Annotated in this window: 11 protein-coding genes and 2 pseudogenes; 4 read left to right on the forward strand and 9 right to left on the reverse strand. The window is 65.3% G+C overall.

Annotated elements, in window-relative coordinates:
* Positions 1 to 9: 9 nt before the first annotated feature.
* The 7 genes from ACQKPS_RS19635 to ACQKPS_RS19665 all read right to left on the reverse strand — a co-directional run bounded on the left by ACQKPS_RS19635 (position 10) and on the right by ACQKPS_RS19665 (position 8,240).
* A complete protein-coding gene (locus tag ACQKPS_RS19635; RefSeq protein WP_427605408.1) occupies positions 10 to 1,170 on the reverse strand; it encodes an acyl-CoA dehydrogenase family protein in 1,161 nt (386 codons plus the stop codon).
* A gap of 35 nt (positions 1,171 to 1,205) precedes the next feature.
* Positions 1,206 to 1,997, reverse strand: coding sequence for an enoyl-CoA hydratase/isomerase family protein (locus ACQKPS_RS19640; RefSeq protein WP_427605409.1), 792 nt, complete (start codon positions 1,995 to 1,997; stop codon positions 1,206 to 1,208).
* A gap of 259 nt (positions 1,998 to 2,256) precedes the next feature.
* Complete coding sequence (locus ACQKPS_RS19645; RefSeq protein ID WP_283722922.1) at positions 2,257 to 3,663, reverse strand: amino acid permease; 1,407 nt, start codon at positions 3,661 to 3,663, stop codon at positions 2,257 to 2,259.
* A gap of 126 nt (positions 3,664 to 3,789) precedes the next feature.
* Entirely contained in the window at positions 3,790 to 6,042 is a 2,253-nt protein-coding gene (locus ACQKPS_RS19650) for an ATP-binding protein (protein WP_427605410.1), read from the reverse strand.
* Positions 6,039 to 6,803 carry a substrate-binding periplasmic protein gene (locus ACQKPS_RS19655; protein ID WP_427605411.1) on the reverse strand — a complete coding sequence of 255 codons (765 nt, stop codon included), beginning with the start codon at positions 6,801 to 6,803 and terminating at the stop codon, positions 6,039 to 6,041. The genes ACQKPS_RS19650 and ACQKPS_RS19655 overlap by 4 nt, the downstream gene beginning before the upstream one ends.
* The gene (locus ACQKPS_RS19660; RefSeq protein WP_427605412.1) at positions 6,800 to 7,516 is read right to left on the reverse strand and encodes a response regulator; all 717 of its coding nucleotides are present in this window, start codon (positions 7,514 to 7,516) and stop codon (positions 6,800 to 6,802) included. Before ACQKPS_RS19660 ends, ACQKPS_RS19655 begins: the two co-directional genes overlap by 4 nt.
* A gap of 76 nt (positions 7,517 to 7,592) precedes the next feature.
* Positions 7,593 to 8,240 (reverse strand): TetR family transcriptional regulator C-terminal domain-containing protein, encoded by a 648-nt coding sequence (locus ACQKPS_RS19665; protein ID WP_254480212.1) that lies wholly within the window; start codon positions 8,238 to 8,240, stop codon positions 7,593 to 7,595.
* A gap of 106 nt (positions 8,241 to 8,346) precedes the next feature.
* Here ACQKPS_RS19665 and ACQKPS_RS19670 point away from each other — a divergent pair, with 106 nt between their 5' ends.
* From ACQKPS_RS19670 to ACQKPS_RS19685, 4 genes and pseudogenes are all read left to right on the forward strand, one after another.
* A complete protein-coding gene (locus ACQKPS_RS19670; RefSeq protein WP_427605413.1) occupies positions 8,347 to 9,102 on the forward strand; it encodes an enoyl-CoA hydratase-related protein in 756 nt (251 codons plus the stop codon).
* Between the two features lie 149 nt (positions 9,103 to 9,251).
* Positions 9,252 to 9,437: a hypothetical protein gene (locus ACQKPS_RS19675; RefSeq protein WP_313202192.1), complete on the forward strand. Its 186-nt coding sequence runs from the start codon at positions 9,252 to 9,254 to the stop codon at positions 9,435 to 9,437.
* A 129-nt stretch (positions 9,438 to 9,566) separates the two neighbouring features.
* The gene (locus ACQKPS_RS19680; protein WP_313202193.1) at positions 9,567 to 10,241 is read left to right on the forward strand and encodes a cysteine hydrolase family protein; all 675 of its coding nucleotides are present in this window, start codon (positions 9,567 to 9,569) and stop codon (positions 10,239 to 10,241) included.
* A gap of 12 nt (positions 10,242 to 10,253) precedes the next feature.
* Positions 10,254 to 11,615 (forward strand): annotated as a pseudogene (locus ACQKPS_RS19685) (purine-cytosine permease family protein).
* Positions 11,616 to 11,657: 42 nt separating this feature from the next.
* On the opposite strand, the pseudogene ACQKPS_RS19690 reads toward ACQKPS_RS19685, so the two are convergent.
* Both ACQKPS_RS19690 and aroQ read right to left on the reverse strand, forming a co-directional pair.
* Positions 11,658 to 13,055: pseudogene (locus tag ACQKPS_RS19690) on the reverse strand (MFS transporter); the annotation flags it as partial.
* A gap of 47 nt (positions 13,056 to 13,102) precedes the next feature.
* Positions 13,103 to 13,540, reverse strand: coding sequence for a type II 3-dehydroquinate dehydratase (gene aroQ, locus ACQKPS_RS19695; RefSeq protein ID WP_283722927.1), 438 nt, complete (start codon positions 13,538 to 13,540; stop codon positions 13,103 to 13,105).
* Position 13,541: the final 1 nt, after the last annotated feature.

The following is a 13,541-nucleotide window of genomic DNA, read 5'->3' on the forward strand; positions in this document are numbered from 1 at the left end:
AGGCTCCGGTCAGCGCAGCAGTGGGCGCAGCAGTTCGCGCGAGATGATGTGCCGCTGGATCTCCGAGGTGCCTTCCCAGATCCGTTCGATGCGTGCATTGCGCCAGATCCGCTCGACCGGCCCTTCGTCCATCAGGCCCATGCCGCCGTAGATCTGCACCGCTTCGTCGGCAACCTTGCCGAGCACTTCGCTGGCGAACAGCTTGGCCATGCCGGCTTCGCCGTCGGTCATGCTGCCCTGGTCCATCTTCCAGGCGGTGTGCAGGGTCAGCAGTTCGGCGGCGCGGATCTGCGTGGCCATGTCGGCGAGCTTGAACGACACGCCCTGGTAAGTGCCGATCGGCTGGCCGAACTGCTTGCGGTCGGCCGCCCACTGCAGCGACACGTCAAGCGCGCGCTGGGCCTGGCCGACGCAGTTGGCAGCGACCATCACCCGGCCAGCGGTCAGCCAGGCGTTGGCCACCTCCCAGCCCTTGCCGACTTCACCGAGTACCTTGGCGGCCGGCACCTTGCAGTCGTCGAAGAACAGCTCGTAGGTATGGTAGCCACGGTTGCTCACGCATTTCGGGCCACGGCGGATGGTCATGCCCGGGGTGCCACGGTCCACCAGAAAGGCGGTGACGGCGTTGCGCTTGCGGCCGTTGTGCTCGTAGGTGTCGGTGACGGCGAAGACGATGGCGAAGTCGGCGTGCCCGGCATGGCTGATGAAGTGCTTGCTGCCGTTGATCACGAAGCCATCGCCTTCGCGCACGGCACGGGTCTTGATCGAATTGGCGTCGGAGCCGGCGCCCGGTTCGGTCAGGGCGAAGCAGTCGGTCTTCTCGCCGCGGATGCACGGCAGCAGGTAGTCCTCGACCTGCTGGCCGGTGCAGGCCATGAGGATCTTCGACGGCCGCGCGACGAACACGTGCAGCGCCCAGGAAACCTTCGACAGCTCGCGCTCGATCAGGGCCTGGGACAGGTAGTCGAGGCCGCCGCCACCGACTTCCTCGGGCATGTTGAAGGCGTAGAAGCCGGCGGCGATGGCCTTGCCACGGATCTGCGCAGCCAGCTCCGGGGACACTTCGTCGGCACGGTCCACGGTTTCTTCATGGGGCAACAGCTCCTTGGCGACGAAGCTGCGTACGGCGTCCACCAACATTTCTTGTTCTTGGGTCAGTTGGAAATTCATGGCCTGTTCCTGGGTAACCGGGGAAGAGTGAGGGTTTATTGGCCGCTGAAGCGTGGCGCGCGTTTTTCCGTGGCGGCGCGCAGGGCCTCGGCGCCGTCCTCGCTGCGCCCGCAGAGCAGGCCCGCGGCCAGCTCGGCAGCGAGCTGTTCGGCGAGGTTGCGCGAGGCACCTTCGCGCAGCAGACGCTTGGTCTGGGCGTAGGCAAAGGTCGGGCCCTGGGCCAGGCGCGTGGCCAGTTCGGCGGTGGCGGCGGGCAGTTGGTCGTCGGCGACCACTTCACCAACCAGGCCGGCCGTCAGGGCGCGTTCGGCGCCCCACAGTTCATCGAGAAACAGCAGGCGCTTGGCCTGCTCGCTGCCGATCAGCCGTGGCAGGTGCCAGCTGGCACCGGCATCTGGCGAGTAGGCCATGCTCGTGTAGCCGGCCTTGAAGCGGGCCGACTGGGCCGCCAGGCGCAGGTCGCAGCACAGCGACAGGTCCATGCCGGCGCCGACGGCGGTGCCGTTGATGGCGGCGATGGTGGGCTTGTCCAGGTTGTGCAGGCAGTGCATCAAGGCGTGGGCGGTTTCGGTCCAGCCATAGGTTTCCAGTGCGCCACGGGCCTCGGCCTCGGCCCATTCGGCGAGGTCGGCGCCGGCGCAGAAGCTGCGGCCAGTGCCGGTCAGCACGACCACGCGTACGGCGGGGTCGACGTTATACGCCTCGAGGGTGGCGTGCAGCTTTTTCAGGGTGGGGATGTCCAGCGCGTTACGCTGCTCGGGGCGGTTCAGGGTGATCCAGGCAACGCCGGCTTCAACCTGGGTGAGTAGGGACGACGGAGCGGTCATGACGGGCCTCGGATTATTGTGATTGCTGTGAGAGGTGAGGCTCATGCTAAACGAGTGTTCAACAAGGAGGCAATTGCGGTTGCAGCGGTGTTACAACTTCGAACAAGTGGTGGGTCACCAGGTGCATGGCGAGAGGTTTTTGGCGCCTGCAAGATCGAGCGCCGCGCGGGCGGCGCTCGATCTGCCAGGCCCTGCAAAAACACCGGCGAACACTTGGCGGCCCTCACTCAAAACCCCGCCATGCACCGCCAAACCCGTCTCACGCCACCGGCACTTCCACCCCCACGCCATGGCGCTTGCGCTGCACCAGGAAATACGCCGCATAGCACAGCGCGATAAAGCCAAAGCCCCAATACAACGAAGGCCGCTGCGTCTCATCCATGGCCAGGAACACGAACAGCGAACTGCACAGGGTGATGCACAGCAACGGCACCAGCGGATACAGCGGCGCGCGATACTTGAGATCGCTCAGCTGCCCCCCCTCGCTCAGGAACTGCTTGCGGAAGCGGTACTGCGCCAGGGCAATGACGATCCAGGTCACCGTGCCGGACATGCCGCTCACCGCCATCAGCACCATGAACAGGGTGTCGGCGGCGATAAAGCTGGTCATCAGCGACACCAGCGCAAAGCACAGGGTGATGAACAAGGCGCGCAGGGGTACGCCACGGCTGCTCAACGGCGACAGGCTGCGCGGTGCCATGCCGGTCTTGGACATCGCCCACAGGATACGGGTGGAGGCATACAGGCCGGAGTTGCCCACCGACAGGATCGCGGTGAGGATCACGAAGTTCATCAGGTCTGCGGCGTAGGGAATGCCGACCATGTCGAACACCTGCACGAACGGGCTTTCCATCAGCCCGGCCTGCTGCCACGGCACGATCGCCGACAGCACCACGATCGCCAGCACGTAGAAGATCAGCACGCGGAACACTACGTTGCGCACGGCCCGCGGGATGCTCTTGTCCGGCTGGTCGGTCTCGCCCGCCGCCACGCCCATGATCTCGCAGCCCTGGAAGGCGTAGACCACGGTCATCATCACCGCGAACACCGCAGACAGGCCATTGGGGAACAGCGAGTCGCCGATCAGGTTGCTCATCATCGGCGCCGGCGCCCCGCTGTTCAGCGAAATGCCACCGAAGATCACCAGCACACCGACGATGATGAAGCCGAGGATCGCCGCCACCTTGATCCCGGAGAACCAGTATTCCGCTTCACCGAAGGCGCGGGTAGCCAGTGCATTGATGCCGAACAGCACGGCCACGAACAGCGCTGACCAATACCAGATCGGCACCTCCGGGAACCAGCGCGTCATCAGCATGCCCGCGGCAGTGAACTCGAGGCCCACGGTGGTCGCCCAGCTCATCCAGTACACCCAGCCAATCATGAAACCGGTGGCCGGGCCGATGAATTTCGTCGCATGGGCCTGGAACGAACCGGACACAGGCATCTGCACCGACAGTTCACCCAGGCAGACCATCACCAGGTACATCAGCAAACCGGCGACCAGGTAGGCCAGGATCGCCCCCACTGGCCCGCCCTGGTTGATGGTCACCCCCGAGCCCATGAACAGCCCGGTACCGATCACGCCACCCAGCGAGAGCATGAAGATGTGCCGGCTCTTCAATGCCCGCGTGAGGTGGATACCTTCAGCTTTACGGCCTTTCATTATTATTATCTCCAATAAGCGTCGAAGACCGCGTGTGCAGCGGTTGCATCCGATTATTGGAAGGCGATGTAAGGCCCGGTTGATCGTAAAGATCAAAGATGTAAAAAGTCGTAAGGATTTTGTCGCTCAGGCGACCAGCAACGCGGCGAGGGTGTCTTCGGCACGCTGCAATTGTTCGCCCAGCAGCGTTCCCATGGCCCGTACCCCCGCGTTGTCGCGGGCCAGGCCACGCGCTTCCAGTTCGCGCAAGGTCGCCGCCAGGCCGCACAGGCCCATGGAATCGCTGCTGCCGGCCAGCCGATGGGCCAGGTGGATCACCTCGGTGCAGTCCCCCGCCTCGACCGCTTCGAGCAAGGGCATGCGCTGTCGCACCAGGCTGTCCTGCAGGCCGGCCAGCAAGCCTTGCAGCTTCTGCTCGCCAAGCAGCGTGCGGTGCGTGCTCAGCAGCCCGTGGTCAAGCCAGACAAAGGTTGCCGGCGACGCCTCCAGGCATTGCCCAGCCAATGCCTGGCGCAGGCTGGCAAGCTTCAGCGGCTTGCCCAGCACCCCCTGCATGCCGGCATCCAGGTAGGCCCGCAGCAACCCCGGCTGGACGCTGGCGGTCAGCGCCAGGATGCGCGTGTCGCGGTTGGGCGTGGCGCCGGCACGCAGCTGCCGGCACAGCTCCACGCCGCTGATGCCGGGCAGGTGCACATCCAGCAGAAGCACGTCGAAGCGCTGCCGAGCACACAGCTGCAAACCCTGCTCGGCATCCTCCGCCAGCCAGACCTTGTGCCCGTCACGCTCCAGCAGCCCGCTGACCACCTCACGGTTCAAGGCCACGTCTTCCACTACCAGGATGTCCAGTGGCGCCGCGCCGGCAGCGGCCGCCGCCATGGCCTGGGGCGCCTGCGCCGTCTCGAGTTCCACCTCCAGCCAGAAGCAGCTGCCCTCCCCCTCGCGGCTGCGCACGCCGATCTGCCCGCCCATCTGCTCGACCAGGTGCTTGCTGATCGCCAACCCCAGGCCGGTGCCGCCGTAGCGCCGGGCAACGGCTTCGCTGGCCTGGACGAAACGCTCGAAGATCTTCGGCTGCATCGCCTCGCAGATGCCGATGCCGTCGTCGGTGACACTCAGGCGCAGGCGCTGGCGCCCGGTTTGGCCCTGCACCACCTGCACTTCGAGCAGAATCTCGCCGCCCTCGGTGAACTTGATGGCATTGGCCAGCAGGTTGCTCAGGACTTGGCGCAGGTACTGCTCGGCGCCGTGCTGGTATGCCGCCAGTTGCGGGTCGATGCGGCACAGCACCAGGCTGTCGGTGGCCAGCGCACGGGGTTCGAGCAGAGTCACGACCTCGGCGCACAACTGGCGCAGGGAGAAATCCACCGCCTCGGGACGGCTTTCGCCCTCTTCCAGGCGGGCAAAATACAGCACCTCGTTGAGGATGCTCAGCAACCCCTCGCCGGCCTTGTACAACGCCTCCAGGCGTTGCCGGTCGGGCGCAGCGAGGCCGGCGCCACGCAGCAGCTCGGCCATGCCGAGGATGCCATTGAGCGGCGTACGCAGTTCATGGCTCATGGTCGCGAGGAAGCGCGACTTGGCCAGGTTGGCTGCCTCGGCGTCGTCCTTGGCACGCATCAGGCTCGCCGTGCGCCGCTCGACCTGCTTCTGCAACTCGTCACGCTTGTCCTGCAAGGCCAGGCGGTCGCTTTCGCGGCGTTCGCTGTCACTGAGGATGGCCCGGCGCATGTCGTCCAGTGCCAGGGCCACGCTGTCGATTTCGTCGGTATGGGGTGAGCGGCGCTTGTTCAGGCGCAGCGGCTCATGCCATTGCCCGGCACCGATGCGCCGGGCGAAGTCGGCCATGACCTGCAGGTGACGGGTGACCAGGCGATAGAACAAACCCGACAGTGCCAGGGCCAGGCCGCAGAGGAACACGCTCATCCACAGCAGGCTGGTCAGGCCGGTGGCGAACAGCCTGCGGTGCACCGCGCCCAGGTCAGTGCTCACTTCCAGCTCACCCAGATGGCGCGCAGGCCCTGAAGGTGGCTGATAGTCCAAGGCAAAACGCTCGATCCGCAACGGCCCCTGCGGGTGCGGCTCGCCCTGCTGCAAGCTGAAGTCGGCGCTGTACAGGCGCACCCGCGCCACATCGGAAAAATCCACCAGTCCACGCAACTGCACGTTCAGCTGCTCCTGGTTCAGGTCCCACAAGCTGCGCTCCAGGCTGGCCAGGTAGCCGGCACGGATCAACGCCATGCGCGCATCGATCTCGCGCATTTCACGGCGGTATTCGAAATACAGCTGCACGCTGCTGGCCAGCACCGTGAAGCACAGGCTGAACAGCAGGATGAACAGCAACAGCCGCCGCAACAGGCCCCCCGGTTGCAGGCGGCTCATGGCTGCCTGACCATGTCGCGGTAGGTGACTTCGCTTTCGTGCAGCCAGCGCTCCAGCTCGCCGGCGTCGGCCATCTTCTGCAGTTGCGTGTCGATGTCGCCCATCCGCTCGCTCAGCGGCGAATGGCGTGACACCGCCACGCGCAGGTAGTCGACGCTCAGTGCCGATGACAGCGCAACGATGTCCTGAGCGCCGGGCAGGTGCTCGACGAACAGCTGGCCGGTACGCCGTTCCTGGATCACGAAGTCGATGCGCCCGCGAATCAGCTTGCCGAAGTTCTGCCCGCTGTCCGACACCCATTCGATGTTCTGGTGCTGCGCCACGAAGCGGTCGAATGCCGGGCCATAGCTTTCCCCGAACAGCAGCCCGCCGCGGTACCTGGCCAGGTCTTCGAGCTGGTCGAACTGCAGCGGATGCTGCCGGTTGGCGAACACCGCCACCTCCTCGCGCAGCACCGGCACCTGGGAAAAGCGCATCGACTTGGCACGCTGCTCCGAAGCGTAGGCCAGCACTACATCCACCCGCCCTTCGGCAGCGTCGAGCAGGCAGCGTTGCCAGTTGCCCAACACGACCATCTCGACCCGATAGCCCAGCCGCCCGAACAGCTCGCGCACCACCGTGGGGGCCAGCCCGCGCGGCTGCTTGCCATCGCTCCAGGACACCGGCGGGTACACCGGGTAATCGCAATAGCGCACGCTGTCGGCGGCCTGCAGCGCAGCACTGGCCAACAGCACCAGCAGGCCGAACAGGTACCGGCTCACGCGGCCACGCTGGCGGTGAACAGGTAACCGGCGCCGTGGATGGTGATGATCAGTTCAGGCTCGGCGGGGTCGTCGTGCAGTTTGCGCCGCAGGCGGCCGACCAGCACGTCGATGGAGCGGTCGTTGGGCACCCACTCGCGGTTGCGGATCTGGTCCATCAGCTGGTCGCGGCTCAGGGTATGGCCGCTGTTGCGCAAGAACACGCTGAGCAACTGGAACTCGCCGTGGGTCAACAGGGTTTCGCCGCCCTGCGCATCGATCAGACGGCGGCGGTCGCAGTCCAGCGACCAGTCGCCGAACTGCTTGAGGGTGACGGTGGCCACGCTGGCTGGCCGGGCGCCCTGGGCGTGGCGCACGCGGCGGATCAGGTTCTTCGCGCGGGACACCAGTTCGCGGGGGTTGAGCGGTTTGCTCACATAATCGTCGGCGCCGCATTCCAGGCCAACGATGCGGTCTATCTCGTCGTTGCGCCCGGTGATCAGAATGATCCCCACTTCCGAGCGTACCCGCAGTTCACGGGTCAGGGTCAGGCCGTCCTTGCCGGGCAGGCGGATGTCGAGCATCACCAGTTCCACCGGCTGCTCGCTCAGCAGCGTTTCGGCCTGTTCCGCCGTAGCGGCACAGTGGACGGTATAGCCTTCCTGGGACAGGTAAGCCTGGAGCAAGTCACGAATCAGCGGATCGTCATCGACGACCAGTACCTGAGAGGTCATTGCGGTGAGTCCTGAAGCGCCCGCAGGCGATATTTTTATTAGAGTGAGCCAAGACTAGCGATTGCTGAACGGTCGATCAACAGCCCTCGCTGGCAGTACTGAAGCGTTGCCGACCGCCGGCCTGCAGGCCATCGACCCAGGCCTCGCAGATCTGCACGCCCTGGGCCGGGGTAAAGGTGCCCGGGTTCAGCCCGGACTCCAGCCACAGGCCATCGAGCAAGGCGCTGAGGCTGATGGCGGCGAGGTCGGCATCGAAGTGTTGCCAGCCCTCCTCCCGCGCAAGCTCGGCAAGCAGCGTGCGCAGTTCGCGGCGGTATTCGCCATAGGAGTGGTCGTGCACCTGGTTGATCGCCTCGGCGGTCTTCACAGCGCCCCAGAACGCCAGCCACGCATCGAGCAGCTGCGGGTCGAGCAGTTCGGCGCTGAACGAGCCCCGGAAGAACGCCGACAAGCGCTCGCGGGCGTTGGGCGCGGCCTGGGCCATGGCCTCGCGCAGCAGGTGCATGACCCGGCCGGTGACCGCCATGTAGGCTTCGGCGACCAGCTCGTCCTTGCCCGAGTAATGGTGGCTGATCAGGCCTACCGAGACCCCGGCTTCGGCGCAGATCTTGCGGATCGATGCGCCCTGGAAACCATGGCGCTTCAGGCAGGCCAGGGTGGCCTCGACCAGATTGGCCTTGCGCAGTTCGGGCAGCATACGGCTGAAGCGGGCTTCCTGGGTCATCGGGGGGCTCTCGTGGATCGCACAGTTGAACGACTGTATAGCAACTCGCCTCGGTCGCGATACCCTGTTTATACTCGGCCACCCGGACAAGAACAGAGGCACTGCGATGACCGACCTGATCCAGCAGCAGCTCGACGAAGGCCTGCTGACCGTGCGCCTGAACCGTGCGGACAAGCTCAACGCCCTGACCAACGCCATGTACACGCGGCTGGCAGAGCTGTTCGAGGCCGCCAACAGCGACCCGCAGGTCGAGGTGATACTCATCACCGGCAGCACCGAGTGCTTCACCGCTGGCAACGACCTGCCGGACTTTCTCGACCAGCCCCCGACCGACCTGCAAAGCCCGGTGTTCCGCATGATGTGGGCGGTGCTGGCGCTGGACAAGCCGCTGATCGCGGCGGTTGCAGGGCCGGCGATCGGCATCGGCACCACGCTGTTGTTGCACTGCGACCAGGTGCTGGTCAGCCGTGACGCCAAGCTGCGCACGCCGTTCGTGGCACTGGGGGTATGCCCGGAGTTTGGCGCGAGCCTGCTGCTGCCGCAGATGCTGGGGCATGCGCGGGCGGCGCAGCTGTTGCTGTGCAACCAGGCGCTGAATGGTGAGCAGGCGGTGCAGTGGGGCCTGGCGAGCGAACTGTTCGACGATGGCGCGCAATGCCTGGCCGCCGCGGTCAGGCTGGCGCGGCGCCTGCAGCAGTTGCCGGCCGATGCACTGCGCATCAGCAGGCGTTTGCTCAAGGATGGGCAGCGCGACGCGCTGGCCGCCACGGTGGCCAAGGAAGGCCTGCTGTTCATCGAGCGGCTCAACAGCGATGAAGCCAGGGCAGCCTTGACTGCGATGGTATCGCGCAAGACGGGTTGATACGCTTGGTAGCACAGTATTACGGCATACCACATGCCACTCGGTAACACTGCCAAGCCGACCGTTCAAAGTCGCTGCTCCTGGCGCATCTGCGGTGATGGCCCGAATTTTGCTGCCATGGCTGAACGATTAACGCGAGTGTTCTGCTCATGGCCAGCCTCCCCTCCATCATTGCCAAGTTTCGCCCCCGCCGCCCTGGCCGGGTGCGCGCTTTGCCATGCGGGGCCATGAACGGCTACCTGCGCCGAGCGGCGGCACCGTTGCAGATCACGCTGCAACGCCTTCCCGCCGCTGTCGCCGCCAAGCAGAACGGTTTCTGGCAGATAGTCGGCTGATTTCTTCCACGAGCGTTGCGCTCGACCCTCGCAGGCACCGTTGTCACGGCGCCCGCGCACCTGCATCCGCAGCACCGCCTGGCGAGCCCTTTGTGGCGCGCCCGGGGTGCTGCACCTGGAAGAAACCCTATGACTCAAGACACCGCTATTCTCGTGATCGACCTGCAGCAGGAGGACAGCTTCCCCCTGCCGCGCCTCGACAGTGTGATCGACAACGCGGCCGCGCTGATTGACGGCGCCCGCAGCCGCAACCTGCCGCTGTTCTACACCCGCCACATCAACGATGCGCTCGGCCGCGACCTGGCATTCGGCGAGCCGGTCGACGCACAAGGCCGGCCAACCACCTACCGTGCCGGCACCCCGGCCATCGAGATCATCGACGCCCTGGCACCGCAGGCCGGTGACACGGTGATCGACAAACAGCGCTACAGCGCCTTTCACGGCACGCGCCTGGCCCAGAGTTTGAAAAGCCGCGGCATCAAACGACTGGTGGTGATCGGTGTACTGACCGACGTGTGCGTGATGAGCAGCCTGTTCGATGCCTACCAGCACGACTTCCAGCTGGTGCTGGTCGCCGACGCCTGCACGGCGACCACGCTTGCCGCCCACTACTCGGCGCTGTTCATTCTCTCCAACTGGCTCTACGGGCTGGAAATCTTTTCCACCGAGCAGTTGCTGCGCAGCTGGAACAACCAGCCGGCCGCCTCTGTGCTCAGCGCAGAACCCGACCATCTCGCCTTTGCGCCAGAAGCGTTCGTGCAGACGATTGCGCGCTTCGAACGCCAACTGACTACCCAGCACTGAGCGGAGAACGACATGAAAGTAGAGAAAAGAAGCATCGACTTCATCCCGGAAGCCGAACGCCATGGCGAGCCGCGCTCGCTGTTCTTCGTCTGGTTCGGCGCCAACGCCAACATCACCACGGTGGCCGCCGGAGTGCTGCCGATCAGCCTGGGGCTCAACCTGTTCTGGAGTGCGCTGTCGATAGTGCTCGGCGCGTTGATCGGCGCAATCTTCATGGCGTCGCATTCCGCCCAGGGCCCGCGCCTGGGGATCCCGCAGATGATCCAGAGCCGCGCGCAGTTCGGCGTGTTCGGCGCCATCGTGCCGTTGCTGTTCGTGATGCTCATCTACCTGGGCTTCTTCGTCAGCAACACGCTGCTGGCCGCCCAGGCCATCGCCAGCGCCAGCCCGCTCGGCAACGGCGGCAACATTGCCCTGCTCGGCGCCCTGTGCTTCCTGGTGGCGTTGTTCGGCTACCAGCTCATCCACCGCCTGCAGAAGCTGCTGTCGCTGCTGTCGATCGCGGTCTTCGGCATTGCCACCCTGCTCGCCCTGGCGCTGCCGATGGAAGCAGGCCAATGGTCTGCGCAAGGCTTCAACCTGGCCACCTTCCTGGCCTCGGTGAGCATCGCGGTCACCTGGCAGCTGTCCTACGCCCCTTACGTAGCCGACTACTCGCGCTATTTGCCGACCCGCACGTCCACCCGCCAGGTGTTCTGGTACAGCTACGCGGGCACCGTCATCGGCGGTAGCTGGATGATGCTGCTGGGCGCCGTGCTGGCCAAGGCCGTTGCCGGCTTTTCCGACAACGTCGGCCTGCAGCTGCTCGGCGTGCTCGGTGGCGGGACGTTGCTGGCGGTGGCGTTCGTGCTCTACGGGCAGATCGCGATCAACGTGTTCAACCTGTATGGCGCGTTCATGTCGACGGTGACGGTGATCGAACCGTTCGCGGCGCTGAAAGTCACCCCCGGGGTGCGCGCGGGCTTCATGCTGGTGATCTGTGCCCTGGCGACAGCGTTGTGCACCCTGGCCTAGGACGACTTCATCCAGTTCTTCCTGAACTTCATCTTCTTCATGAGCTACTTTTTGATCCCCTGGACCGCGATCAACCTGGTGGACTACTACGCGCTGCGCAAAGGGCAATACCTGATAGCCGACATCTTCGACCCCTCGGGCATCTATGGCCGGGTCAACTGGATTGCGGTGGGCGTGTTCCTCGCCACCATCGCCCTGGAGATCCCGTTCATGAACACCTCCCTCTACGTTGGGCCGGTCGCCGCCTCGTTGCAGGGCATCGACCTGGCCTGGGTGGTGGGGCTGCTGTTCCCGGCAGCCTGCTATTACCGCCTGATGAGCAGGCGCAGGAGCCTGGCAGGCGGCACTGTGAAGTCCTGACAAGCGCTGTTGTTGCGGCCACCTGGGTGGCCGCAATGCCCGTCAGGTGCGCAAGACCTGCTCACCGGCATTGCCCGGCACGCGCATGGCATCGACCAGTGCGAGGCAGGCAATCAGCGCCACCCCGAGCAACGCCCAGTGGAAGTCGCTGACCGTCATCCCGCCCTCGCCGCCGCGCACCATCATCGCTAACCGCAACAACAGCGCCACCACGGCAACCCCCAGCGCCATCGCCAGCTGGAAGAACATGCTGAACAGCGTCGACGCCTCGCCCATCAGTGGTTTGGGCACCTCGGAGAAACCGACGGCATTGTAGGTGGTGAACTGCATCGAACGTGACAGCCCGCCAATGAATAGCACCAGCGCCATCCAGTACCACGGCATGCCCTGCTGCAAGCCCAGGCAGGCCAGAATGCTGCACACACCGATCATGCCATTGGCCAGCAATACGCGGCGGAAACCATAGCGGCGCAGCAAACCGGTGGTGAACGGCTTCATCGTCAGGTTGCCAGCGAAGATCGCCAGCACCAGCCAGCCGGCTTCCACCGGTGACAGGCCGAAGCCGACCTGCAGCATCAGCGGAATGAGGAACGGCAAGGCGCTGATCGACAGGCGGAACAGCGTACCGCCGACGATGCTGGCCCTGAACGTGGCGATGCCCATGGCTGCCAATGGCAACAGCGGCGCCGGGTGGCGCTGGCAATGGCGCATCGCCAGCCAGCTCAGCACGCCGCCCACTGCCACCAGTGCTGCCCCGCCAGGCAGGCTGCCGGCGGCCAGCGAACCGAGCATTTCCAGGCCGATCAGCCATGCCGCGCAGGCCGAGGCGAGCAAGCCGAAGCCGAGCAGGTCGAAGCGGCGTGCTTCGCTGGGGCGGCCAGCGGGAATCAGCCACCACGCTGCCGCAATGGCCAGCACGCCAAGCGGTATGTTCAGGTAAAAGATCCACGGCCACGACAGGTGGGTGACGATAAGACCGCCGATGGGCGGCCCCAGTACCGGCGCTACCAGCCCGGGCCAGGTGATCACCGCGAGCATTTTTACCAGGTCCTGCTTCTCGGTGGTGCGCAACACCACCAGGCGGCCGACCGGCACCATCAGCGCCCCGCCGATGCCCTGCAGCACCCGTGCGACGACGAAGGTTTCCAGGTCGGTCGCCAGGCCGCAGAGCCACGACGCCAGGGTGAACAGGCCGATGGCCCCGGCAAACACCTGCCGCGCGCCAAAGCGGTCGGCCACCCAACCGCTGAGCGGGATGAACACCGCCACCGCCAGCAGGTAGGCGCTGATGCCGATGTTCAGGCTGACCGGGTGCTCGGCGAAGTCATGGGCCATCTGCGGCAACGCCGTGGCGATGACGGTGGCGTCGAGGTTCTCCATGAAGAAGGTAATGGCGACCAGCAAGGCGATGAAGGTGGTGTGCCGAGGCGCGTTCACAAGTCCCTCCGGTGATTGATGGGTCCGCTACAGACACTCCGCGCAGGCCATCAGATCATGTCAAGCGCCGCACGCAATGCAAGCAGGTAGGTGTCGACGCCAAACCCGCAGATCTGTCCGCGCACCACCTCGGCAAATACCGAGTGATGGCGGAACGGCTCTCTGGCATGGATGTTCGACATATGCACTTCGACCACCGGCGCCTCGACAATCGCCAGTGCGTCACGAATGCCGTAGCTGTAATGGGTCCAGGCCCCGGCATTGATCAGCACGGCGTCCACCCCGTCCTCATGGGCCCGATGGATGCGTTCGCACATGGCGCCTTCGTAGTTGGTCTGGAAGCACTCTACCCGTGCGCCAAGTTCCTCGCCCAGGGCCTGCAGGGCCTGATCGATGTCGGCCAGGGTGGCCGTGCCGTACTGGCGCGGGTCGCGCTTGCCGAACATGTTGTGGTTGATGCCGTGCAGCATCAGGACATTGGCGGCCATG

Source organism: Pseudomonas sp. NPDC086566 (genome assembly GCF_050280885.1).
Lineage (GTDB): Bacteria > Pseudomonadota > Gammaproteobacteria > Pseudomonadales > Pseudomonadaceae > Aquipseudomonas > Aquipseudomonas vlassakiae.

What these genes read in the sequence shown, in the direction of transcription:
- ACQKPS_RS19665 (WP_254480212.1), bottom strand. Translation starts at nt 8,240, where the DNA reads ATGACCCAGGAAGCCCGCTTCAGCCGTATGCTGCCCGAACTGCGCAAG.
- ACQKPS_RS19680 (WP_313202193.1), top strand. Translation starts at nt 9,567, where the DNA reads ATGACTCAAGACACCGCTATTCTCGTGATCGACCTGCAGCAGGAGGAC.
- ACQKPS_RS19670 (WP_427605413.1), top strand. Translation starts at nt 8,347, where the DNA reads ATGACCGACCTGATCCAGCAGCAGCTCGACGAAGGCCTGCTGACCGTG.
- ACQKPS_RS19650 (WP_427605410.1), bottom strand. Translation starts at nt 6,042, where the DNA reads ATGAGCCGCCTGCAACCGGGGGGCCTGTTGCGGCGGCTGTTGCTGTTC.
- aroQ (WP_283722927.1), bottom strand. Translation starts at nt 13,540, where the DNA reads ATGGCCGCCAATGTCCTGATGCTGCACGGCATCAACCACAACATGTTC.
- ACQKPS_RS19635 (WP_427605408.1), bottom strand. Translation starts at nt 1,170, where the DNA reads ATGAATTTCCAACTGACCCAAGAACAAGAAATGTTGGTGGACGCCGTA.
- ACQKPS_RS19675 (WP_313202192.1), top strand. Translation starts at nt 9,252, where the DNA reads ATGGCCAGCCTCCCCTCCATCATTGCCAAGTTTCGCCCCCGCCGCCCT.
- ACQKPS_RS19660 (WP_427605412.1), bottom strand. Translation starts at nt 7,516, where the DNA reads ATGACCTCTCAGGTACTGGTCGTCGATGACGATCCGCTGATTCGTGAC.
- ACQKPS_RS19640 (WP_427605409.1), bottom strand. Translation starts at nt 1,997, where the DNA reads ATGACCGCTCCGTCGTCCCTACTCACCCAGGTTGAAGCCGGCGTTGCC.
- ACQKPS_RS19645 (WP_283722922.1), bottom strand. Translation starts at nt 3,663, where the DNA reads ATGAAAGGCCGTAAAGCTGAAGGTATCCACCTCACGCGGGCATTGAAG.